Raw genomic sequence first — 21,136 nt, 5'->3', positions numbered from 1 at the left:
TCTGCTTCTGCCTGGTATCAGAAGCGCAGCCTTGTCACATGGTTGTCTCGTCGTCCCAGCAGGCTCAGCAGGCTGGCCAGCTGTGTTGCCGCCTCGGGTTCGGCGTGCGCGGTGCCCTCGAAGCGCGCCTGCCGGCCGAGCGTGCCGCTGCCCTCCAGGTGCAGCGGCCCGGCAATAGTGCTCAGTTGCAGCCTGCCGCCGCCCGCGCCGGCCCAGTCGATCTCGGCGCGGTAGCTGCCCAGCGGGCGCAGCCGGCTGATTGCCGACGACACCTGCTCGATGCGCAGTGTCATATGGCCGCTCATGCCGTTGCCGTTCGTGCCCGAGAAACGCCCCTGTAGCGTGGACCAGTTCAGGCGCATCAGGCCGTCCGGGCGCAGCGTGTTGAACGGCGCGCCGACGCCTTCGAGCAGCGACGCCGGCAAGCGGATCGCGCCCGATTGCGCGGTCCAGCCGCCCGGCGTCACGGTGATGGCCACCGGCGCGGCCATCGCCTCGGAGTGGCTCACCACCAGGCGCGCGGTGCCGGTCAACAGCGGCCAGAAAGCCAGCGTCCATTGCAGCCGCCCGGGCAGCACCGTCGCGGTCTGGCTGCCGGTGCCGGCCGACAGCGCCAGCGTGGCGCTGCCACGCCACACCGAGCCGCTGGCATCGGCCAGCAATACCCGTCCCTGCGTCTGCGTGGCGACGCGCTCGGCGATCCAGGTCGCCGGTAGCATCGCCACCACGGTCACCGCGGCGCTGGCCAGCCCGATCCCGAGCCAGCGCAGCCGCCGCCACGCGCCCGGCTGGCGCGGCTTGCGGCGCGGCAGCCGCAGCGTTTCCAGCCGTACCATCAGCTGCGGCCGCCCGGACCCTGCAGGGTCGCACTGACATTGACCAGCGCCGTGGCGCCGACGTAGACGATACGGGCGTCGATCACCTTCATGCGCTGCTGCTGGCGCACGTCCTGCAGCCAGGCGCTGACCGCGCCGAAGGGTACCTTGTCCAGCTGCACCTGCACGCTGTTGTCGGCGCCGGCGGCGAGCCTGCTCGCCTTCAGGCCGTGCTGGCCGAGGCTGTCCTGCAGCGCCTGCGTAAGCGCATCGCCGCGCAGCGACGGCGCCGGCGTGGCCTTCAGGCCGCGTGCTTCCTGCGCCAGCGATTCCATTTCGGCCAGGTCGGCGCGCATCTGCGGCAGGCTGCGCGCCAGGCGCTGGCGGCCCTCGGCGGCCGGCTCCCACAGCAGCATGTAGCCGATCACCAGCACCAGCACGGCGCCGCCGCCGGCCAGGATCGCCTGTTCGCGCGGGTTGCGCGCCGACCAGAAGGCGTTGAAGCGGTCTTGCCAGGCCTGCGGCACCGACGGGCGCAGCCGCGCCAGGCGCGCGCCCAGCGCGGAGGTCGCGGCGGGCCGGGCAGGGCCATTCGTGGCATGAGGGCGGGGCGTCTGGTTGCGGGCGGAGTCTTTCATCAGTTTGCGCGAGAAACCTCGGCCTTCAGGTCGGGGAGGGATAGCGCGCGACGCGAAGCGTCGCCCCTGGTCTCGCTCTCCTTTGTGGTGGGCGTTATGAAGAAATATCCATACCCGTCGCCGCGCTGGAGCAGATTGCAGTGCTTGTAGGAAATACCCTGCACGGCGCCAGCGACGGTTTGGATGTTAAAAGAGCCGGTTGCTCGGATGGCAACCCGGCCAATATGCGTACCTGCCTTTTTCCCGGAGGGAACCACCGCCTTGACCATGTCGCCGGTCTGAAAGCCGAACACGCGTTTGCTGCGCATGAGATAACCGCGCGGGAAGCCGTGAGCGGTAACGCGAGTGCGCTGATAACTACCGCGGCCGGCGCATTTGATGCGCAGTATGGGCCGTTGCCAGGGCCAGACGGAATGCACGTTGCCAACGCAGGCCGCGTCTAGCGCATGCGACTTTGGGATGTCGAGACGCCTCCGGTTGTACTTCGTCTGACCGCCGGATCCGGTTTCGACCGGCAGCCCGAAGGATTTGAGGGCATTGAGCAGGGCGAAGCGAGTTGCATTCACGGCTGCGGCGTTTCGCAGCGGTGCTTTCGCGCGCGCCAGGATGCGCTTGGCGCGATCGGGGTCCTTGCGCAGGAAGACCTCTAATGGAAGGTTCCCCTTCTTCTGGTTGCAGGGCCGGCACGCAAGCGTCAGGTTCGAAACGCGGTTGGACCCGCCTTTGGCCTTGGCGACAATGTGTTCAGTCTCCAAGGGGCGATCCGTTGCGTCGCAATATGCGCAAGTTCGGCCGAGCTTCGCCAGCAGGTACTCCTTGACCTCGTAGCCCAGGAGCGTGCCTTGCTGGTACTCAACGCCGGAGATCTCCGGGTTTTCCATGGCCTGCATGTCAAAGCGCACCAATTCCATGCTGAGGGCGGTGATTGGGGCAAGCTTGCGGAAGCGGCGCACCCATGCCGCAGTCGTCTCGACGCGGTGACGAAGGCTGGGCGCGAGCCAGCCTTCCGGCTTTCGACGATTGTCGAATCTGGCCGCGCGATAGCGCGTCATGCGCCCGCGCCGGGCCCGCCGCATGGCGCGTCGGGCAGTAAGTGCCTCGTTGATCTGCCGGCCGCGGTGGATGATCTCGGCCAGCGAAAGCACGAAGGCGTCTGGCGCGCCGCCGGCGTGCGAAGCCATTTCGCGGACGATGGCGACACCGGTCTCCTTGCTGCCTGGATCGAGCTTGAGGCGCAGCGGCTGGAGCTCACTGTCCACCAGTCGCCGGTCGGTCAGCCGGATTGCGAACGGCACCAGTCGATGCACGCGAGCCCGCCCGCGCTCGAGCAGCAAGCGGGCCCGCTTCTCGCTGCACGGCATGAGCGACTTGCCGTGCCTGTCCAGCACAAAGACTGCCATGCAATCTCTCCTACTAGGTGCCCTTACGGGCCTGGTTACGCGCCCCTTGCGGGGCGTCTCCCTTCGGCAATGTTGCGAACCGGCGATCTGCCCCGATCCGTTTCGTGCTTACCCTGTCGCTTGTCTGCAACCGGGGCTTCGAGAGGTTGGGACTAAGGAAGCATCCCAACGTCGGTCTTGCACCTGCGCGCAACGTAGCGGATTGGCTACCGCTTTGCCTGGTCAACCCGAGCTTGTCAGTTGCCTTTCAAGCTCCGGCCTTTAGGCCGGGGTAGTTGACTGCGTTCATGCTTGCTCGTCGGGCCCTTACAGGCCCGGCCTGACGGCCCAGCGCGAGCCTGGCGTCACGGGGCTGCCCGCGCTGGTGGCGGTACCACTGACTGCGCCGCCGGTCTTGTCCTCTTCCATTTGCAGTCCGGCCTGGCGTGCGGCGCCGCGCAGCCCGGCGATGTCGGTGCCCGGCTTGAGCGTGACCAACAGCATGCGGCCGCGGTATTCCAGCCCCTGCAGCGCGTCGGGCGGCAGGCGGCGCGCGGCCTGGGCGAAGCGGTCCGCCAGCGGCAGGAAGTCCTCGGGCGTGCTGCGCCCGCTGGCTGTGCGCAGCTGCTCGACCTCGCGGCGCATCTGCAGCGGCGCGTCCAGCACCGTCTGGATCTGCGGGAAGGTGCCGCGCAGCGTCTGCAGCTGCGCGGTTTCCAGGCGCTGCTGCTCGCGACGCAGCAGCAGCCAGTGGATATTCATGCCCAGCACCTGCACCAGCACGATGCCGGCCAGCAGCGCCAGCGGCAAGCGCCAGGCGGCCAGGTTCCAGCGGTCGGCGCGGCCCTGTGCGAACTCGAACTGCGCCAGGTCCAGCGCCGGCTCGCGCAGGCATTCCTGTGCGCCTTCGATCCACAGGCGCCAGCCGGTACGGGAGGCTTGGCGCAGCTCGGGCACCGGGGCGGTGGCGGCGGCTTCGGCATCGGCGTACCAGGTGCCCGCCGGCGCCAGGGCCTGCCAGGCGGCCAGCGCGTCGTCGCCCAGCAGCAGGCCGTAGCCGGCATGCTCGCCGGTGCGCACGGTCAGCTGCCACTGGCGCGCCGGGGCTGGTGCGGCCGGCGCGGCGGCAACGGCGGCGGGGTCCAGCAGCTCGCCACTCTGCGCGAAAGCGCCTGCGGCGGCTTCGACCACCAGGGTCGCCGGCTGCGCCGGCGTGGTCTCGGGTGCCGCAGCTTCGGCGGCCGGCGCCAGCGACGGCTCGGCCGGGGAGGCTTCCGGCGGGACCAGCGGCATGCACAATTGCGCGGCCAGCACGTGACGGCGGCGATGGCGGTGTTCGGCAAAGGCGTCGAGCACGGCACGCAGCCAGGCGCGGTCGGCCACCATCAGCAGCCGCCGGCGCGGGCCGCGCGCGGGGGCACTGCCGTCCAGCACCGGCCCCACGCCGACATGGCAGGGCTGCGCGTCGGTGGCGAGCGCATCCTCGATCAGGTTCGGCAGTGCCAGTTTCAAACGCGCGGGCGGTAGCGGCGGCACGCTGGCGGTGGTCAGCAGTACGTCGCTGGCGGCCAGGATCAGCACCAGGCGCTCGGCCGCGGGCAGCTCGGCGATGCGGGCGTGGCCTTCGCGCAACACTTCCGGTGCCGTGCGAGCCTCCCCGCGCCGTGCGGACCCGACCGCCGCGGCGGCGGCCGTGCGCACCAGCGCGAACGGCAGGGCGCCGAACTGCCACGGTTGCGGCTGGTCATGCGGCCGATGCGGCAGGCGGACGTACAGGGTGGTGCTCAAGGTTTCCTTGCTTTGGCTTCGGTGGAACGGCTCGGGCAGGCGCATGGCCCGGGGGATTGCGCCCGGGATCGCCCCGGAATCGGACGACGGCCGGGGCGCGGGGATGCCGGCGGGCGGCCAGGCAGGCCGGACGGCGGCGGGTGGGCTGGTGCCACGCTCGCGCCAGCGCCGCAGCATACCTTGCCTGTGTGACTAAACCGCGTCAATAGCATTCTCCCCGGTAGCCGGCGCCGCGGAATTCCTTGCTTCGCCGGCATTGCTTCAGACATCAGCGCAGAACCGGCAGCCTGTCCGCATCCTGGATCCAGACCACGCGGGTGGTGTTGGTGGCGCCCAGCGGCTCGCCGCGGAACACTAGCGACACCTGCAGCCGGCTGGCGCGTTCATGGCGCACCAGTCCGTAGACCAGGAAATAGTGGGTGCGGACGTCGAGCATATTGCCCAGGTTGCTGGTATCCGCCTGCGGGGCCAAGGAAGAAAGCTGCGTCTGCAGGTTGCTGATGTTGTTGAAGTAGGCGCGGTCGCGCTGGCGCACCAGCTCGCGCGCGCGCTCCACGGGCAGCTTGTCGATTACGGCGGCCAGCACCTCGGCCTCGGCGGTATTGGCGTTGACCAGCGTGCGCTCGGGCAACACCGTGACGAAGGGCTCCAGCACCGCCACCATCTCGGGCGTATAGCCGGGCAGCGCCAGCAGGCCCTGCACGCTGTCCAGCGGGCGCGGCGCGGCGCGCCCGTCGCTGCTGCCGCCCTGGGCGGCTTGCAGCATGTAGCGCGCGGTGGTCTCGGCCAGCGCCGGGTTCAGGCCCACGGTCTGCAGCAGCCGGCGGTAGGCCGCCTGCGCGGGCTGGTCGATCGAGGCAATGCGGCCGCCCTCCGCGCCGCTGGCGGTCCATATCACCAGGTTGGCCAGGTTGAAGCGTGCCTGCGCATCGAGAATACGGCCCGACAGGAACGAAGTCTCGCCGGCGACATCGGTGCGCAGCGACGCGCCGAGGAAGTCCGACAGCCGGGTCTCGGCGATCGGCACGGCCCAGGGCTCGCCCAGTTCGTCGACATTGGTGCGGCGCTGGTCGTCGCGCAGGATCAGGCGCGCCCAGTCCACCGCGGCGCGCTCGATCCAGGTGGCCTGGGCCAGCAGCCGCTGGTTCTCGATAGCGCGGATCTGCACCTGCTGGCGCCACAGCATGCCCGACACCACCACCACGGCCAGCGTCACCATCAGCAGTGCGGTGACCACGGCGGCGCCGCGCTGGCGGCGGGCCCAGGGCAGGGAGCGAGGGGAGCGGCGGAGGGCGTGGCTCATAGCCCGGTCATGCAGATCTTCTGGAACTGCCGCGGCGCGTCGCCGCCGCCCATGCGCGCAAAAATGGTCAGCTCCACTGCGCGCACCCCGGTGTTGGGCAGGGCGGCGCCAACGGCCGAGGCCTCCACAGCACTGGCGGCGTTGCCGCTGAACAGCACATTGCGGATGCGCCCGGTATCTGCCTGCCAGCCGGCGGGCTCCACCCATGCGCGCGCGCTCATGCCGTCCACGTCGGCCAGCACGCGCCGCACCTGTGCGGCGCTGGTGCCGCCGGTCTGGCGCAGCGCCAGCATGGCCGACTGCAGCGCGGCGCGATTGTCTACCGGCGGCGCGGCCACGCGCAGCAGGGTATTGCCGTCGAGCTGGTATGACAGCACCTGCCACGCCGGCGGCTGGCCTTCGTCGCGCCGGTCGCGCACCAGCAGCAGGCGGTTCTGGCCGATCTCGACCGGGCTGGCTTGCAGCAGCGTGGGATCGGCGAGGTGTTCGCAATCGGTCTGGAACTGGCCGTAGAGGACCTTGAGCGCATCCAGGCGCGCATCGTGGTCGGTGAGCCGTTCGTGGCTGCGCGTCAGGCTGTCGAGCGCGCGCCAGCCGATCACCGCCATCACCGCCAGCAGCGTGATGGCGACCAGCATCTCCAGCAGCGTGAAGCCGCGGCGCTTGCCAGCGCGTTCGCGCGCGCGCCGGCGCTCAGAGCACGTTGCGGGTTTCATTGGGGACGATGGTGACCAGCCACGCCAGCCGCACGGACTTGTCGGTGGCGGACGGGTAGACCGCGACCTCGACGCGGCGGAAGACCGGGTTGGGCGTGGCCGAGACCGACTGCTCGCAGTACAGCGGCGTGCCGCCCTGCGGGCAGGCGTAGCCGCTGACGCCGGGCTCCGGCCAAGTCTTGGACAGGCGTAGCGAGGCCAGGTGGTTCTCCGCGCTCCATTCCGCCAGCATGCGCGTCTGCAGTGACATGCTGGCATCGACCATCGAGCCCATCGCGCGCATCGCGGCGGTCAGCGCGACCGCCAGGATAGTCAGCGCCACCAGCACTTCGATCAGCGTGAAGCCGGCCGCGCGCCGGCGCATGACGGGTCGGGTCATGGCGTGCTGGCGAAATAGCGCCCGCTGCCGTCGCTGGCTATGTCCACGCGGATATCGCCTCGCACCAGGATCAGCCGCTGCGGGGCGTCGATCAGCTCGCGCCCGAAGATCAGCCGGGGCGGGCCGCCGGTACCGGCGGTGCGGCCGCCCTCGGTGACGATGACCTGGTCCAGCGCCAGGCGCCAGTGGCCCGGGGCGAACACGTCGGTGCGCATCGGGATCCAGCCATTAGGGGTCGATTCCAGGAAGCGCCAGCCGCTGGCGTCGCCCTCCCAGGCGATCGGGCGCGCGCCCAGCTGCGCCTCTTCCTGCGCCAGCTCGAACAGCCGCGCGATGCGCTGGCCGTCGTCCAGCACGCGGCCCCGCTCATTGGGTGAGGCGTTGACGGCCACCAGGGAAATCACAATGCCGGCGATCACCATGACCACCAGCAGTTCGAGCAGGGTGAAGCCCCGGCGCCGCCGACGGGGAGCGCGGGGGCGCGGGGCCGTGGTCATGGAAGGTTGGTGGAGGCGCTGCCGCGCTTATTCCCAGTTGCCGATATCGGCGTCGTTGCCGCTGCCGCCGGCCTGGCCGTCGGCACCGAAGCTGAACACGTCGATCTCGCCGCGCACGCCCGGGTTCAGGTACTGGTACGGATGGCCCCAGGGATCCTTGGGCAGCTTTTCCAGGTACCCGCCGCCCTTCCAGTTGTTGGGCACCGGCTCGGTGGTGGGCTTGCTCACCAGCGCGGCCAGGCCCTGCTCGGTGGTCGGGTAGCGGCTGTTGTCGAGCCGGTACAGCTTGAGCGCCTGCATGATCGATGAGATGTCCTGACGCGCGGCCACGATGCGGGCCTCGTCAGGACGGCTCATGATCTTGGGCACCACCAGCGCCGCCAGCACGCCGAGGATCACGATCACCACCATGATCTCGATCAGGGTGAAGCCGCGCGCACGGCGGGCATGCCGCACGGGCGCGGATGCAGAACGGGCAGGGCTGGCGGAACGGGTAGTGAAAATGCGCATCGTCTGTGGACCTCGTTGCTTGGATGGCTGGGCCCTGGCCGCGGCTCTGGGAGACGCGGCGGGCCGGGTTCGCCAGTCAGTATAACCGGCGCCACATGACTGTTTTATGGGGGGTGGCGTTGGCGCCTCGGCAAAGTCTGATCCGGATCACAGCCCGGGGCGGCCGTCGGATTTAACTTGCATTTCAAATGCATCTTTTTTAAGATGGCGGCACGATGCAACTGACCCGCTTCTCCGACTATGCGCTGCGCCTGCTGATGTACGTCGCCCGTGGCGACGGCAGCCGACCCATCACCATTGCCGAGGTGGGGCAGCAGTTCGATATCTCGCACAATCACCTGGTCAAGGTGGCGGCGCGGTTGTCGAAGCTGGGCTGGATCACCGCCACGCGCGGCCGCCACGGCGGCCTGCAACTGGGCCCGGGCGCCGAACGGCTGACCATCGGCACCATCCTGCGCGAGCTGGAAGGCCACAAGCCGATCATCGACTGCGACAACCCGCCCTGCGCGCTGAATGGCAACTGCCGGCTGCGGCGCGCGCTGGACGTGGCCGAGCAGGCGTTCTACCGGGCGCTGGACGATGTCACGCTGGCGGATGTCACCGGCAGCCAGACGGCCGAGTCGATCATCCGGCTGCATCGCGATTTCCTGAACCGGCGTTCGGCCTGAGCGGACCCTGTCCGAGCAGGCGCCGACGAGCGCCGGTTTTATTGTGAGTAAAAACATGCATATTACATGCATGATTATTGAACGGAGTGTTACCTGATGCTGTCCGCCGCTTCCCGCCCCTATATCGATGCGAGCGTCCCCGTGCTGCGCGAGCATGGCCTAGCCATCACCACGCATTTCTACCGCGAGATGTTCGCCGACCGGCCTGAACTGACGCAGCTGTTCAACATGGGCAACCAGGCCAACGGCAGCCAGCAGCAGTCGCTGGCCTCGGCCGTGTTTGCCTACGGCGCCAATATCGACAACGCGGCGGCGCTGGCGCCGGTGATCGAACGCATCGTGCACAAGCACGCGTCCGTGGGCCTGACCCCCGCGCACTACCCGATCGTCGGCCACTACCTGCTGGGCGCCATCTCCGCGGTGCTGGGCGAGGCCGCCACGCCGCCGCTGCTGGCCGCCTGGGACGAGGCCTACTGGCTGCTGGCGGGCGATATGATTGCCGCCGAGGCGCGCCTGTACCAGCGCACCGGTGTCGCCGCCGGCGAACTGACGCCGGTACGCGTGATCCGCCGCGAGGCGCAGGGCGAGCAGGTCGTTGCGCTGACGCTGGCCGCCGCTGACGGCGGGCCGCTGCGCGAATTCCGCCCTGGCCAGTACATCAGCGTCGAGGCACTGCTGGATGACGGTACGCGCCAGCTGCGCCAGTATTCGCTGTCGGGCGAAAGCGGGCTGCCGACCTGGCGCATCTCGGTCAAGCGCGAGGACGGCGACCAGGCCACGCCGGCCGGCGCGGTCTCCGGCTGGCTGCACGCCAACGCCCACGAGGGCACGGAACTGAAGGTAAGCGCGCCGTTCGGCGACTTCACGCCGGCGCTCGATGGCCGCCGCCCGCTGGTGCTGCTGTCGGCCGGGATCGGCATCACGCCGATGCTGTCGGTGCTGCGCACGCTGGCCGCGCAGGGCTCGCAGCGTCAGATCCTGTTCGCCCACGCGGCCCGCAACGGCCGCCATCACGCGCACCGTGCCGACGTGCAATGGGCGCGCGAGCGCCTGCCGCAACTGGCCACGCACGTCAGCTATGAAGCCCCGGAATCTGGCGATGTCGCCGGCCGCGACTACGACCACGCCGGCACCATGCCGCTGACAGAGCTGCTGAGCCAGCCCGACCTGCAGCGCTTTATCGACGGCCGCTTCTACCTGTGCGGACCGCTTGGCTTCATGCAGGCGCTGCGCCATGCGCTGGTCAGCACGGGCGTGCCGGTGGCGCATATCGAGCGCGAGGTGTTCGGGCCCGACCTGCTGGACGACCTGCTCTGAGCCTGATCCGAGCGGCAGCGGGACAGACAGTGTCATGAGGCTCTGGTACGCTTGGCGCGTCCGCACTTCTGCGTTATCGCCCGCGCCAAGGGTACCGTTCCGTGCAACTCTCTCTCCGGCCTGACTTTCGCTTCGATGCCTCGGCGGCCTGGCTGCCACGCCTGGCCAGCCTGGTGCTGTTTATCGCGCTGTGTGCGCTGGCCACGTACTGGGCGCTGACCTTCAGCGCGATGCGCACCATCCCGGTCCCGCAGAGTGCGCGCGTGGCGCAGACGGAGGCCGTCGAGACCGGTGCGGTGGCCACGCTGTTCGGTGGCTCGGCGCAGGGCGGCCCCCGCGACGTGCAGCTGCTCGGCGTGGTGGCTGAGGTGGACGGCGGCGCGGGCGCGGCGATCGTGTCGCTGGACGGCGGCCCGCCCAAGGCGGTGCGTTCCGGTGCGTCGCTGTCGCAGCAGATCCGGCTGGCGGAAATCCGCCAGCGCTCGGTCGTGATCGAGCGCAACGGCGTGCGCCAGGAGATCGCGCTGCCGTTGCAGGCGGGCGCCACGCGCGCCGCGCCGCCGCCCGCCGCGCCAGCTGCCTTGCCCACGCCGCCGGCCGGCGCCGCGGCTCCGATGGCGACACCGATGCCACCGCCGGCGCCGGTGGTCAGCCAGCCGGTACCGCCGCCGCAGAGCCCGCAGCCTCAGCCCCAGACCCAACCGAGCCAGCCGGCCCAGCCCCAGATGGCTGATCCCCGCCAGTACCAGCCCGCGATGGTCCCGCCGGCCCCCGCCGGGGGCGCGCTGGTCCCGAAGAACTAACCCGGCGATAAAGCGAATATTCGCACTGGATTGCGTTCCCTTACGGCGTGCCGGCTTTTCTGTGAGCCGGGTAACATCGTATTAAAAGCGCCAACTTACGTGCATCGTCTGCGTTCTAATCCGTACATGCCAAACGTGATGAAAAGGAGCCAGACATGCAACGCAATCACAAGCCGCAGATCCTGAAGCAGTTCCTGGCCGCATCGGCCGCCCTCCTGGTCGCCGGTGGCGCCTTTGCGCAGGCCAGCGCGCCTGCCGCGCCCTCCGGCCAGGCTGGCAAGCCGGGGCACGGCCACCATCACCATATGGGCCACGGCGGCATGTGGATGAAGTCCATCGATACCGATGGCGACGGCGCGATCTCCAAGGCGGAAGCCGACGCGTGGTTCAGCAAGCTCGACACCAACCGCGACGGCAAGATCGACAAGGCCGAGATGGAAGCGCACCGCAAGGCCACCATGGCCGAGCGCCACGCCCGCATGCAGGCTGCCTTCGACGAGAAATTCAAGGCCGCCGACAAGAACGGCGACGGCGCGCTGACCAAGGCCGAGGCCAACGCCGGCCTGCCGCGCCTGGCCAAGCGCTTCGACCAGCTTGACGCCAATCGCGACGGCAAGCTGACCCGCGACGAGATCCGCGCCGGCATGGAGAAGATGCACCGCGACCACCACCAACGCGATGACCGCGGCCAGCGCGGCAGCCAGCCCGCGCCGGCCACCCCGAGTGCGCCGGGTGCGCCGGCCACCAGCGGCGGCTGATCCCGGGGCAGGGCGGCCAGAACGTCCTGCCGCTGACACAGTGAGCGCGCGCGCCCCCTTGGGGCGCGCGTTTTTTCTTGTGCGCCCAGCATGGGCGCACTCCTGCGGGTGTAAGTCCCGCCATAAGCTGGTCACGGCGAATGAAGTGAAGCGCAACCGCATGAGGGCGACCGAGTGTGGGGAGGAAGCGTGGAGCGTAAATCGCGAGCCGATGGACAAGAACTGCATAGAAGGCGCTGCCGAGCAGGGCGAGCGGGCAAGAAACCGCGAAGCTCTTGTGACCAAGGCGAAGTGGCGTAAATGCAGCGGCTGTGCGGTGAAGGAGTGCGTTCTTACCTGGGGAGGCCTCGCCTCATGCCTGAAAGGGCAACGACGTCGAGTCGGAGCGAGGAGTCAGCAGAGGCCATAGTAGTTGGGCGGCGTGGCTGGGAAAGCTAAAGCTGCCGGCGAAGGGCCGAAGGAATGGGAGGGGGAGCCCTCTGGTTATCGGAAGTGAAGCGCCTCAGATGTTCGCGAGAGCGAAGCTCGTCGGTAAGGTGGATAGGGTGAAGCCCGACAGGCCCCGGCAGCGAGGAATCAGTTCCGCCGAACCGGACAAAGGCAAGCCTGGGCGTCGGGTCGGGAGCAACACAAGCCCGACGACCTCAACCATTCCAACCGCCTGGTGCGGACCCGCATGCCAGGTGGTGTGGGAGGGGACCGGTCAGATTACCTGACCGCCCCTATCCCGATTTGCGCATCTTTTTGCAGCACCGCCGGCCCCCGGGCGCTGCGTGTACCAGGAAGCTTCTGACTTGCGTGGCAAACGCCCGTAGAATGCCGCTTCCCTGTGCGCCGGGCTTGGCACCATCCTTGCCTGCTCCCGGTCGGCGAGCGCGATGGCGATACGCCCGTGCCAACAGGATTGCCCAGCCCGACCGGCTGCTGCATGAGTGACCGATGAGGCCGCCGGTTGGTGCGAACGGGGGCTGGATCGGGCGCAACCAAACAAAAAATTGCGTACTTGTGCACGGCTTGCTAAATTTGCGCAAAAAAATTGCCAATAAACATATTGCGGAGCAACAATATCGTGAGCAAGGTGGAGTTGGACAAGATCGACCGGAAGATCCTGGAAGTGCTGCAGACCAACGGCCGTTTGACCAACCTGGAGGTGGCCGAGCGCGTGAACCTGTCGCCCAGCCCCTGCCTGCGCCGTATCCGGCGGCTGGAAGAGATCGGCGTGATCCGGCAGTACGCGGCGCTGCTGGAGCCCAACAAGATCGGGCTGGGCCTGCTGGCCTATATCAACGTCCGGCTGGAAAAGCATGGCGGCGCGCCCAAGGGCAAGGCGCCGCTGGACCTGTTCCGCGCATCGATCGCGGTCTGGCCGGAGGTGGCCGCGTGCCATGCCATGACCGGCGAGATGGACCTGCTGCTCAAGGTCTACGTCGAAGACATGGAACACTTCGCGCGCTTCATGCAGGAACAGCTGCTGGCGCATCCGTCGGTGATCGATGTGCGTTCCAGCTTTGCGCTGGAAAGCATCAAGGACACCACCGCGCTGCCGGTGGGCGGCGCCGCCTGACGGCCTGAAACAAAAACGGCGCATCGTTGCGATGCGCCGTCTGGCAGGAAAGCCACGAAGGGCTGGGTCAGGCGGTATGCTTCTGCGGCACCATGCTGCGCCAGAAGCGCAGCCCGAAGCGGCGCGCGTCGCGCAGGTTGCGGCGCATCGCGTAGTCCAGGTCGGCGAGCTGCTCGTCCAGCGCCTCGGTCAGGCGGCTGACGGTGTCGGCGGGCGGCAGTTCCAGGTAGGCGTCGGCCTCGCCATAGGCGTACTGGACCTTCATGCCGGCCTTCTTGGCGATATGCATCATCGCCGCGTTGCGCGACAGGCAATGCATGTACAGCGTTCGCACATTGGTGTTGCGGCCGTGTATCGCGGCACGCTCGAACAGCGCGCTGCCGATGCCGCGCCCGCGGGCGCTGCGCGATACCGACACGCCGAACTCCGCGACGCGGCCCTGGGCGTTGTCGCGCAGGTTGGCGAAGTGCCCCACGCCAACCAGCTCGAGCTTGTCGTCGTAGACGCCGAACACGGAGTCTTGGTCGAAGTCGATGCTGTCGACATAGGCTTCGATCACGTGATCGCCCACGGACTGGCCAAAACGGAGCAGGCGATCCTCCTCGCCCAGGGCGAGGAAATGCTTCAGCAGGCGCGAGCGGTGATGGGCCGCCAACTCGCGCACCAGGACGGTGGCGCGGTGGGTGGCCTGTGCGGCTTCGGCTGCCTTGCGCAGATCTTCGTCGGTCAGTGCGCCGACGGCCTTGCTCAGTTCGAGCGGGTTCACGATTATTTCCTTCCTGATGCAGTCACAGATAAAAATAGCACTGCGTTGGTGTTCCGCCAGGCGCTTTTCCCTGGCTCGGTGCAAGACTCGGGGGAAACACCATCTTGATACAGTGCGAAAAGTATTGTAGTGGAATTGTCAGTTCGGCGTAAGCTTCCTGCGCCGCAACAGGTCTGCGTATCGCCTCATGCGCGCGATAAATCAAATAAAATCAACGGTTTGAATAAATGTGATGATTTGTTGCGCGCCATCAGTTGTGGATTTGGTGCAACGCCGCAATCGGCCGCCGCATCCCGTATCTTCCGCTTCCTCCTACCAGCCGATCGCCTTCCGATGACCGAGCCCCCAATCGTTGTGATCTACGCGCATCCCACGCCCAGCCGTTCGCGCGTCAACCAGCCCCTGGCCGATGCGCTGGCGGCGTTGCCGCAGGTTCAGGTACGCGACCTCTATCGCAGTTATGTGGATTACGACATCGACGTCGTCGCCGAGCAGCGCGTACTGTCGGTATCGGACACGGTCGTGCTGCTGTACCCGGTGCGCTGGTACAGCGTGCCGGCGCTGCTGAAACTCTGGCTGGATGAGGTGCTGGAGGCCGGCTGGGCCTTCGGCCCCGGCGGCACGGCGCTGCGCGGCAAGTCGATGCTGGCGGTGGTCAGCGCCGGTGGTACTGCCGATTCGTACGGGCCGGACGGCAGCCATGGCCATCCGATCGAGGACTTTCTGCTGCCGCTGGAGCAGACCACCTCGCTGTGCGGCATGAACTGGCTGCCGCCGGTGGTGCTGCACGATGCCGACAATGCCGACGCGCAGGCGCTGGCCGACCATATCGCCCATGTCTGCGGACGGCTGGGCACCGATGCGGCCCCGGCGGAGGTGCAGGCATGAACCAGCACGACTTCCTGATTGCGCTGCTGGTGTTCCTGGTCGCGGCCGTGGTGGCGGTGCCGCTGGCGCGCAGAAGCGGCCTGGGCGCGGTGCTGGGCTACCTGCTGGCGGGGGCGGCGATCGGGCCGTTCGCGCTGCGCCTGGTCACCAATGTCGAGTCGATCCTGCATTTCTCCGAGTTCGGCGTGGTGCTGATGATGTTCGTGATCGGCCTGGAGCTGGAGCCGCGCAAGCTGTGGGCGCTGCGGCGGAGCATCTTTGGCTTCGGCGGCGCGCAGATGGCCGCGTGCGCGCTGGTGATCGGCGTAACCGCCGCGCTGGCGGGCGCGCCGTGGCAGGTGGCGCTGGTGGCCGGGCTCGGCCTGGCGCTGTCGTCGACCGCGATCGCGCTGGCGACGCTGACCGAGCGCAACCTGTTCGGCACGCCGGCGGGAGCGGCCAGCTTCGGCATCCTGCTGTTCCAGGACATCGCCGCGATCCCGATGATCGCGCTGCTGCCCCTGCTGGCCACCCAGGGTGCAGAAGGCGCGGCGGGCGCGACCGGCTGGCTGGCCGCGGGCAAGGCGGTGGCGGTGATCGGGCTGGTGGTTGCCGGCGGCCGCTACCTGGTGCGGCCGGCGCTGCGCTTTATCGCGCGCACCGACATGCGCGAGATGTTCACCGCGTTTGCGCTGCTGCTGGTGGTGGGGATCGCGCTGATGATGGACGCGGTGGGCCTGTCGATGGCGCTCGGCACTTTCCTGGCCGGCGTGCTGCTGGCCGACTCGGAATACCGGCACGCGCTCGAGGCCGACCTGGAGCCGTTCAAGGGCCTGCTGCTGGGGCTGTTCTTCATGGCGGTCGGCATGTCGATCGACTTTGCCATCCTGGCACGCTCGCCGTGGCTGGTGCTCGGGCTGGTGGCGGCCTTTGTCGCCGCCAAGACCGTGGTGCTGGCGCTGCTGGCCAGGCATTTCGCCGTCGCCCGCGGCCAGCGGCTGCTGTTCGCGCTGCTGATCTCGCAGGGCGGGGAGTTTGCCTTCGTGGTGTTCGGCGTCGCCGGCGGCGCGGGCCTGCTCGCGCGCGAGACCGAAGCGCTGCTGGTGCTGGTGGTGGCGCTGTCGATGGTGGCCACGCCCTTGCTGCTGCTGGCCTACGACCAACTGGTGGCGCCGCGCCTGGGCGGGCGCCGCGCGCGCCCGGGCGAGACCATCACGCCGCAGGACAATCCGGTGCTGATCGCCGGCTTCGGGCGCTTCGGCCAGATCATCGGGCGGCTGCTGTACAGCCAGGGCGTGGGCGTCACGGTGCTGGACCACGACCCGGACCAGATTGAGTTCCTGCGCCAGTATGGCCTCAAGGTCTTCTATGGCGACGCTACCCGGCTGGACCTGCTGGAAGCCGCCGGCATCGCCCGTGCGCGCATCCTGGTGGTGGCGATCGACGGCATGGACGAGAGCCTGCAACTGATCGACCGCGTGCGCGAGCGCTTCCCGGAGCTGCAGATCTACGCGCGGGCACGCCATGTGTCGCACGTCTACCAGCTCAAGGACCGCGGCGTGCACCTGTTCGAGCGCGAGATGTTCGAGGGTTCGCTGATGCTGGGCCGGCGCGTGCTGGAAGGGCTGGGCTTCGACCCGGCCGAGGCGCGCAACGTGGCGCTGCGTTTCCGGCGCCACAACATCCAGGCGATCGACCGCTTCTACCCGCACTACACGGATCAGAAAAAGCTGGTCTCGCTGGCGCACCAGGCACGCGACGAGCTGGAGGAGATGTTCCGCCAGGACCGCGAGCAGCGGCGCCAGCGGGAAGAAGCGGAGTGGACCTGAGGTCCTGGAGGCAGGGCGGGACTGGCGGGACTGGCGGGACTGGCGGGATCAGCGCCCCGCCGCGGCCCGCCCGGGCAGACCGCCTTCGAGCAGGTCGACCACCATCTCGGCAAACTCCGCGTACGACAGCCGTCCGCCCGGCTTGAGCCAGGTGAAGGTCCAGTTGATCATGCCGAACACGGTCATGGTCAGCGCGGTCTGGTTATCGCGCGTGACTCGTTCCGGATAGGCCCGGCGCAGCAGGCGCGAGAAGGCGGCCACCACGTCGCGCTCGCGCCCGAGGATGAGGTCGCGCTGGGTGTCGGCCAGGAACTTGACGTCGTTGATCAGCGCGACGTGGCGGGTCTGCGAAGTCTCATACTCCGCCAGGAAGGCGCGGATCAGGTTGGCGAAGGCTTCCTTGTCGCTGCGGGCGTGGCGTTCGGCGTCGGCTTCCACTTCGGTGACCAGCAGCATCAGCCGGCGCGTGTAGCGGTCCAGCAGGTCGAACAGGATCGCTTCCTTGCTCTCGTAATAGTGATACAGCCGCGCCTTGGAGGTGCCGCAGGCGGCGGCCAGGTCGGCCATCGAGGTGCTGGGGTAGCTGCTGTTGGCGAAGGCGGCGGCGGCCAGGTCCAGGATCTGTTCGCGCTGCGCCTCGAAATCGGGTGCCTTGGTACGGGCCATATTGATGATTATTCGCCGCCGGTACCTGAGTGGCGGCGCAGTTCGCAGGTCTCGAGCGAGTCGGCGCTGCCGCGCAGCACCAACTGGCCCATGGCGATCAGCTCGCGGCAGCGCCAGAACACAAACCAGTCGCTGGCCAGCAGGCCTTCGATCGCGCCCATCACGCTGCCCACCACCTGCGCCGCCGGGGTCCAATCGAGCGGGGCGCGCTCCATGATGATCTCGTCGATGGTGTGGTACGCCGCCGGCACCAGCGTGTTGCCTTTCCACAGGCGCACGTCGGCGTTTTCCTTGACGTTCTGCTGCCACTCGTAGCCCAGCCGCCCCAGCCGCAGCACCGAGACCGGCGCGATGGTGGAAAAGCGCCGCGCCAGCCGCGCGGGCGAGTACATGCCGATGGCCGCGAGGTTGCCTTGCGCGGGCATTTCGAGCTCGCGCAGGTCCATCGCGACTTCATTGATCCGTTGCGGCGCCTGGTACAGGTGGAACACCACCCGGCGCAGCATCAGCTGGTCGGCCGCGCTCTGGCCGTGCCAGATCGCCACTTCCATGTCGTCCTGGCGCAGCGCCTGGAGCTGGTCCAGCGCCTGCCGCATCTCGGCGGCGAAGTCGATGTCCGTGTGCGGGGCCACCCGCTGCCAGAAGCCGGAGCGGATCAGCCCGGTGCTGTCGATGTCGGCCAGCGGGCCCACCGCGAGGTCGTCGCGCAGCACTACGACCGGGTCGGGCCGCGCTGCTTGGGCCAGGGCCTGGCGCAAGGTCGTGCCTGCTACATCACCGTTGACGACGTGGATATATTGCATGGCCGTGATTGTATATGGGTGGGACGGTTCGCTGGCACTGCCAGCCGGTCATCCTCCCGCAAGCATCGCGCCAGCCGGATGCCGGTCTGCCGCCATTGTAATCACGGGCGGTGTTGCTCCATACCCGGCCAATGCCGGCGATTGTCTGAACGCGTACGAGGCGCCACGGCCGCGGCGCCTCCTCAGCGTCCGGGTCAGCGTTCGTCGTAGCTGACCACCACCCGGGGCGTCAGCGCGCGCGCCTGGCAGGTGAGCACGAAGCCCTTTTCCATCTCCCACGGCTCGAGCGTGTAGTTCTTTTCCATCTCCACCTGGCCCTCCAGCACCTTGGCGCGGCAGGTGCAACAGACGCCGCTCTTGCAGGCAAAAGGCAGGTCCAGGCCGGCGGCCAGCGCGGTGTCGAGCACGTTGGCGTCTTCCAGCGGCAGGCGCAAGCTGTGCTGCTTGCCGTCGAGCACCACCACCAGCTCGGCCGTGCCGGCATGATCGGTGTGGGCGGGGGCGGGCTTGCGCCTGGCCTGCGCGAGCGGCACGCCGAAGCGCTCGGCATGGATGCGGTGCGGATCGAGACCCGCATCGCGCAGCGCCGCCTCCGCCTCGTCGATCATCGAGGCTGGCCCGCAGACAAAGGCCGCGTCGATATCGTCCACCGGGATCAGCGTCTGCAGGAAGGCGGTTACGCGGTCATGGTCGAGCCGCCCGTGCAACAGGTCGACCTCCTGCGGCTGGCGTGACAGCACGTGGTAGAGCGTGAAGCGCGCCAGGTACTGGTTCTTCAGGTCCTCCAGCGTCTCGGAGAAGATGATGCTGTCGACGTTGCGGTTGCCATAGACCAGCGTGAAACGGCTGAGCGGCTCGGCCTGCAGCGTGGTGCGGATCAGCGACAGCACCGGCGTGATGCCACTGCCGGCGGCAAAGGCCACGTAGTGGCGCGCGGCGGCGGGATCGAGCGGCACATGGAAGCGGCCGTCGGGTGTCATCACGTCGATCACCTGGCCGGGTGCGATGGAGTCATGCAGGTGCGAGGAAAAGAGCCCGTCCTCGACCAGCTTCACGGCCACGCGCAGCTCGCCGTGCTCGTCATAGTCCTGCACCGCCGAGCAGATCGAGTACGAGCGGCGCAGGTCCTTGCCATCGACCGGCGCCCTTAGCGTCAGGAACTGGCCCTGCGTGAAGCGGTAGGCGTCGCGCAGCGCCTCCGGCACCTCGAATGCGATCGAGATGGTGTCGGCGGTCTCGGGGCGCACCTGCGCTACGCGCAGCGGGTGGAACTGTGGGGTCATGGCAGCCTGGCTTCGGCCCGGCGGGGCTCAGTAGGGTTTGAAATAGTCGAACGGCTCGCGGCAGTCCAGGCAGCGGTACAGCGCCTTGCATGCGGTCGAGGCGAAGCGCGAGATCTCCTGCGTATGCACGCTGCCGCAGCGCGGGCAGACCACGGTGTCGGGCGCGCCGGCGCGGGCGGCGCGCGGCACGAAGCGCAGCTCCTGCGCGGCGGCGGCCGTGCCGCACTGGCCCGGCGGCGCGATGCCGAATTCCCGCAGGCGCTCGCGCGCGGCCAGGGTGATCCAGTCGGTGGTCCAGGCCGGCGCCAGCACGGTGCGGATGCGCCAAGGCGCCAGGCCGGCATCGTCGAGCGCCTGGCCGATGTCCTCGGCGATCTGCGACATTGCCGGGCAGCCGGAGTAGGTCGGGGTGATGACCACTTCCAGGGGGCCGTCCGATGCGGCGGTGATATCGCGCAGGATGCCCAGCTCGCGGATCGACACCACCGGGATCTCCGGGTCAGGCACGGCCTCGAGCGCCGCCCACGCGCGCGCAAGGCGGTCGTCGGTGGGGCCGTCGGCGGCGCCATCGCTGCGGCGGGGGAGGGTGGCGACTTTCATGCTGGCCAATCCTTGGCGGCGAAGCGTGCGCTTACCATTGCGCACCCGGATGGGCACGTGCCAGCCCCTGCATCTCGCCCAGCAGGTAGCTCATATGCTCGGAATGCACGCCGTGCTTGCCAGTCGAGACAAAGCTCGTGGCCGGCGGCAACGTCAGCGTGGCGGCTTGCAGCGTCTCGGCGACGGTGGCGTCCCAGGCGGGGCGCAGCGTGGCGGTGACGATGCCAATGCCCTGCTCGGCGGCTTCGGTTTCCACCGCGTCCTCGGCAAAGCACTCGTTCATATAGGGCAGCAGGTGCTCCAGCGCGCTCTGCATGCGTGCGTGCGATGCCTCGGTCCCGTCGCCCAGGCGCACCACCCAGCCGGCGGCGTGGTGCAGGTGGTAGCGCGCTTCCTTGACCGACTTGGCGGCGATGGCGGCGACCTGCTCGTCGCGGCTCGCCAGCAGCGCCTGCCACAGCTCGACCATCAGCGCGCTGTACAGGAAGTTGCGCATGATGGTGACGGCGTAGTCGCGCTCGGCGGCCGCGTTTCCGGCGAGCGGGCCGCGGTGCGGCAGCTCCAGTAGCGTCCAGTTGCGGAACTCGCGCTCGGTGCGCCAGTAGGCGTAGTCGTCCTCATGGCGGGGCAGGCCGGTCAGCTCGCCTTCCAGCTCACCGGCGCGGCCGTACAGCAGACGTGCCTGGCCGATCAGGTCCAGGCTGATATTGGCCAGAGCGATGTCCTCTTCCAGCACCGGCCCGTGGCCGCACCATTCGGCGTTGCGCTGGCCCAGGACCAGGGCGTTGTCGGCCAGGCGCAGCAAGTAGCGCAGCGCGGCGGTGCGCGCCGGCGGCAGGTGGTCCAGCGTGGCGGGCGCAGTGGGTGGTGGGGGCGCAGTGATCATGCGGGGCCCTTACATGTGATTGACTTCGTCGGGCAGCTGGTAGAACGTCGGGTGCCGGTAGATTTTGTCGGCCATCGGGTCGAACAGCTCCGGCTTTTCCTCGGCCACGCTCGCGGTGATGGCCGCGGACGGCACCACCCAGATCGACACGCCTTCCTGGCGCCGCGTATAGACGTCGCGCGCCATGTGCAGCGCCTGCTGCGCGTCGGCGGCGTGCAGGCTGCCGCAATGCTTGTGTTCCAGGCCTTGCTTGCTGCGCACGAACACTTCCCACAGCGGCCATTCCTTGCGGTTCATCGTT

Annotated in this window: 23 protein-coding genes; 7 read left to right on the top strand and 16 right to left on the bottom strand. The window is 68.7% G+C overall.

Going from position 1 to position 21,136, the window contains the following annotated elements:
- Positions 1-17 precede the first annotated feature (17 nt).
- The 9 genes from ABNX08_RS20075 to gspG all read right to left on the bottom strand — a co-directional run bounded on the left by ABNX08_RS20075 (position 18) and on the right by gspG (position 8,025).
- Positions 18-836 carry a type II secretion system protein N gene (locus ABNX08_RS20075; RefSeq protein ID WP_022536899.1) on the bottom strand — a complete coding sequence of 273 codons (819 nt, stop codon included), beginning with the start codon at positions 834-836 and terminating at the stop codon, positions 18-20.
- Positions 836-1,453, bottom strand: a complete 618-nt coding sequence (locus ABNX08_RS20070) for a type II secretion system protein M (RefSeq protein ID WP_022536898.1) — start codon at positions 1,451-1,453, stop codon at positions 836-838. The genes ABNX08_RS20075 and ABNX08_RS20070 overlap by 1 nt, the downstream gene beginning before the upstream one ends.
- Positions 1,453-2,853 (bottom strand): RNA-guided endonuclease IscB, encoded by a 1,401-nt coding sequence (iscB, locus tag ABNX08_RS20065; protein ID WP_022533665.1) that lies wholly within the window; start codon positions 2,851-2,853, stop codon positions 1,453-1,455. Before iscB ends, ABNX08_RS20070 begins: the two co-directional genes overlap by 1 nt.
- Positions 2,854-3,159: 306 nt before the next feature.
- Positions 3,160-4,620 (bottom strand): type II secretion system protein GspL, encoded by a 1,461-nt coding sequence (gene gspL / locus ABNX08_RS20060; RefSeq protein ID WP_022536897.1) that lies wholly within the window; start codon positions 4,618-4,620, stop codon positions 3,160-3,162.
- A gap of 268 nt (positions 4,621-4,888) precedes the next feature.
- Complete coding sequence (gene gspK / locus ABNX08_RS20055; protein WP_022536896.1) at positions 4,889-5,923, bottom strand: type II secretion system minor pseudopilin GspK; 1,035 nt, start codon at positions 5,921-5,923, stop codon at positions 4,889-4,891.
- Positions 5,920-6,639 (bottom strand): prepilin-type N-terminal cleavage/methylation domain-containing protein, encoded by a 720-nt coding sequence (locus ABNX08_RS20050; RefSeq protein WP_041681168.1) that lies wholly within the window; start codon positions 6,637-6,639, stop codon positions 5,920-5,922. The genes gspK and ABNX08_RS20050 overlap by 4 nt, the downstream gene beginning before the upstream one ends.
- A complete protein-coding gene (gspI, locus tag ABNX08_RS20045; RefSeq protein ID WP_022536894.1) occupies positions 6,617-7,018 on the bottom strand; it encodes a type II secretion system minor pseudopilin GspI in 402 nt (133 codons plus the stop codon). The genes ABNX08_RS20050 and gspI overlap by 23 nt, the downstream gene beginning before the upstream one ends.
- On the bottom strand, positions 7,015-7,515 hold the full coding sequence (locus ABNX08_RS20040; protein WP_022536893.1) for a GspH/FimT family pseudopilin: 501 nt from the start codon (positions 7,513-7,515) through the stop codon (positions 7,015-7,017). Before ABNX08_RS20040 ends, gspI begins: the two co-directional genes overlap by 4 nt.
- A 27-nt stretch (positions 7,516-7,542) precedes the next feature.
- Positions 7,543-8,025, bottom strand: a complete 483-nt coding sequence (gene gspG, locus ABNX08_RS20035; protein WP_022536892.1) for a type II secretion system major pseudopilin GspG — start codon at positions 8,023-8,025, stop codon at positions 7,543-7,545.
- Between the two features lie 215 nt (positions 8,026-8,240).
- Here gspG and ABNX08_RS20030 point away from each other — a divergent pair, with 215 nt between their 5' ends.
- The 5 genes from ABNX08_RS20030 to ABNX08_RS20010 all read left to right on the top strand — a co-directional run bounded on the left by ABNX08_RS20030 (position 8,241) and on the right by ABNX08_RS20010 (position 13,135).
- Complete coding sequence (locus ABNX08_RS20030) at positions 8,241-8,693, top strand: Rrf2 family transcriptional regulator (RefSeq protein WP_022536891.1); 453 nt, start codon at positions 8,241-8,243, stop codon at positions 8,691-8,693.
- A 96-nt stretch (positions 8,694-8,789) separates the two neighbouring features.
- Entirely contained in the window at positions 8,790-10,010 is a 1,221-nt protein-coding gene (locus ABNX08_RS20025) for a globin domain-containing protein (RefSeq protein WP_022536890.1), read from the top strand.
- Between the two features lie 101 nt (positions 10,011-10,111).
- Entirely contained in the window at positions 10,112-10,813 is a 702-nt protein-coding gene (locus ABNX08_RS20020) for a type II secretion system protein N (protein ID WP_022536889.1), read from the top strand.
- 155 nt (positions 10,814-10,968) lie between these two features.
- On the top strand, positions 10,969-11,571 hold the full coding sequence (locus ABNX08_RS20015; protein WP_022536888.1) for an EF-hand domain-containing protein: 603 nt from the start codon (positions 10,969-10,971) through the stop codon (positions 11,569-11,571).
- A gap of 1,069 nt (positions 11,572-12,640) precedes the next feature.
- On the top strand, positions 12,641-13,135 hold the full coding sequence (locus ABNX08_RS20010) for an Lrp/AsnC family transcriptional regulator (RefSeq protein ID WP_010813460.1): 495 nt from the start codon (positions 12,641-12,643) through the stop codon (positions 13,133-13,135).
- Positions 13,136-13,202: 67 nt separating this feature from the next.
- Here ABNX08_RS20010 and ABNX08_RS20005 read toward each other — a convergent pair whose 3' ends face one another.
- Entirely contained in the window at positions 13,203-13,901 is a 699-nt protein-coding gene (locus tag ABNX08_RS20005) for a GNAT family N-acetyltransferase (protein ID WP_022536887.1), read from the bottom strand.
- A gap of 333 nt (positions 13,902-14,234) precedes the next feature.
- Between ABNX08_RS20005 and ABNX08_RS20000 the strand changes: the two genes are divergently transcribed.
- Both ABNX08_RS20000 and kefC read left to right on the top strand, forming a co-directional pair.
- Positions 14,235-14,789 (top strand): NAD(P)H-dependent oxidoreductase, encoded by a 555-nt coding sequence (locus ABNX08_RS20000; protein WP_022536886.1) that lies wholly within the window; start codon positions 14,235-14,237, stop codon positions 14,787-14,789.
- Complete coding sequence (kefC, locus tag ABNX08_RS19995) at positions 14,786-16,597, top strand: glutathione-regulated potassium-efflux system protein KefC (RefSeq protein WP_022536885.1); 1,812 nt, start codon at positions 14,786-14,788, stop codon at positions 16,595-16,597. Before ABNX08_RS20000 ends, kefC begins: the two co-directional genes overlap by 4 nt.
- A 48-nt stretch (positions 16,598-16,645) precedes the next feature.
- On the opposite strand, the gene ABNX08_RS19990 is transcribed toward kefC, so the two are convergent.
- The 6 genes from ABNX08_RS19990 to paaB all read right to left on the bottom strand — a co-directional run bounded on the left by ABNX08_RS19990 (position 16,646) and on the right by paaB (position 21,132).
- On the bottom strand, positions 16,646-17,263 hold the full coding sequence (locus ABNX08_RS19990; RefSeq protein WP_022536884.1) for a TetR/AcrR family transcriptional regulator: 618 nt from the start codon (positions 17,261-17,263) through the stop codon (positions 16,646-16,648).
- 8 nt (positions 17,264-17,271) lie between these two features.
- A complete protein-coding gene (locus ABNX08_RS19985; protein ID WP_022536883.1) occupies positions 17,272-18,066 on the bottom strand; it encodes a DUF1835 domain-containing protein in 795 nt (264 codons plus the stop codon).
- 194 nt (positions 18,067-18,260) lie between these two features.
- Entirely contained in the window at positions 18,261-19,349 is a 1,089-nt protein-coding gene (paaE, locus tag ABNX08_RS19980) for a 1,2-phenylacetyl-CoA epoxidase subunit PaaE (protein WP_349609765.1), read from the bottom strand.
- A gap of 27 nt (positions 19,350-19,376) precedes the next feature.
- Positions 19,377-19,949, bottom strand: a complete 573-nt coding sequence (gene paaD / locus ABNX08_RS19975; RefSeq protein WP_349609767.1) for a 1,2-phenylacetyl-CoA epoxidase subunit PaaD — start codon at positions 19,947-19,949, stop codon at positions 19,377-19,379.
- A 31-nt stretch (positions 19,950-19,980) separates the two neighbouring features.
- Complete coding sequence (gene paaC / locus ABNX08_RS19970; RefSeq protein ID WP_022536880.1) at positions 19,981-20,835, bottom strand: 1,2-phenylacetyl-CoA epoxidase subunit PaaC; 855 nt, start codon at positions 20,833-20,835, stop codon at positions 19,981-19,983.
- Between the two features lie 9 nt (positions 20,836-20,844).
- Positions 20,845-21,132: a 1,2-phenylacetyl-CoA epoxidase subunit PaaB gene (gene paaB, locus ABNX08_RS19965; RefSeq protein ID WP_349609769.1), complete on the bottom strand. Its 288-nt coding sequence runs from the start codon at positions 21,130-21,132 to the stop codon at positions 20,845-20,847.
- Positions 21,133-21,136: the final 4 nt, after the last annotated feature.

The organism is Cupriavidus sp. DF5525 (assembly GCF_040149425.2).
Taxonomy (GTDB): Bacteria; Pseudomonadota; Gammaproteobacteria; order Burkholderiales; family Burkholderiaceae; genus Cupriavidus; species Cupriavidus pickettii_A.
This window is presented reverse-complemented; position numbering and strand designations above follow the sequence as displayed.

Coding starts and splice junctions, on each gene's coding strand:
- ABNX08_RS20075 (WP_022536899.1), bottom strand. CDS start 836: ATGGTACGGCTGGAAACGCTGCGGCTGCCGCGCCGCAAGCCGCGCCAG.
- ABNX08_RS20070 (WP_022536898.1), bottom strand. CDS start 1,453: ATGAAAGACTCCGCCCGCAACCAGACGCCCCGCCCTCATGCCACGAAT.
- iscB (WP_022533665.1), bottom strand. CDS start 2,853: ATGGCAGTCTTTGTGCTGGACAGGCACGGCAAGTCGCTCATGCCGTGC.
- gspK (WP_022536896.1), bottom strand. CDS start 5,923: ATGAGCCACGCCCTCCGCCGCTCCCCTCGCTCCCTGCCCTGGGCCCGC.
- ABNX08_RS20050 (WP_041681168.1), bottom strand. CDS start 6,639: ATGAAACCCGCAACGTGCTCTGAGCGCCGGCGCGCGCGCGAACGCGCT.
- gspI (WP_022536894.1), bottom strand. CDS start 7,018: ATGACCCGACCCGTCATGCGCCGGCGCGCGGCCGGCTTCACGCTGATC.
- ABNX08_RS20040 (WP_022536893.1), bottom strand. CDS start 7,515: ATGACCACGGCCCCGCGCCCCCGCGCTCCCCGTCGGCGGCGCCGGGGC.
- gspG (WP_022536892.1), bottom strand. CDS start 8,025: ATGCGCATTTTCACTACCCGTTCCGCCAGCCCTGCCCGTTCTGCATCC.
- ABNX08_RS20030 (WP_022536891.1), top strand. CDS start 8,241: ATGCAACTGACCCGCTTCTCCGACTATGCGCTGCGCCTGCTGATGTAC.
- ABNX08_RS20025 (WP_022536890.1), top strand. CDS start 8,790: ATGCTGTCCGCCGCTTCCCGCCCCTATATCGATGCGAGCGTCCCCGTG.
- ABNX08_RS20015 (WP_022536888.1), top strand. CDS start 10,969: ATGCAACGCAATCACAAGCCGCAGATCCTGAAGCAGTTCCTGGCCGCA.
- ABNX08_RS20000 (WP_022536886.1), top strand. CDS start 14,235: ATGACCGAGCCCCCAATCGTTGTGATCTACGCGCATCCCACGCCCAGC.
- kefC (WP_022536885.1), top strand. CDS start 14,786: ATGAACCAGCACGACTTCCTGATTGCGCTGCTGGTGTTCCTGGTCGCG.
- ABNX08_RS19990 (WP_022536884.1), bottom strand. CDS start 17,263: ATGGCCCGTACCAAGGCACCCGATTTCGAGGCGCAGCGCGAACAGATC.
- ABNX08_RS19985 (WP_022536883.1), bottom strand. CDS start 18,066: ATGCAATATATCCACGTCGTCAACGGTGATGTAGCAGGCACGACCTTG.
- paaE (WP_349609765.1), bottom strand. CDS start 19,349: ATGACCCCACAGTTCCACCCGCTGCGCGTAGCGCAGGTGCGCCCCGAG.
- paaD (WP_349609767.1), bottom strand. CDS start 19,949: ATGAAAGTCGCCACCCTCCCCCGCCGCAGCGATGGCGCCGCCGACGGC.
- paaC (WP_022536880.1), bottom strand. CDS start 20,835: ATGATCACTGCGCCCCCACCACCCACTGCGCCCGCCACGCTGGACCAC.
- paaB (WP_349609769.1), bottom strand. CDS start 21,132: ATGAACCGCAAGGAATGGCCGCTGTGGGAAGTGTTCGTGCGCAGCAAG.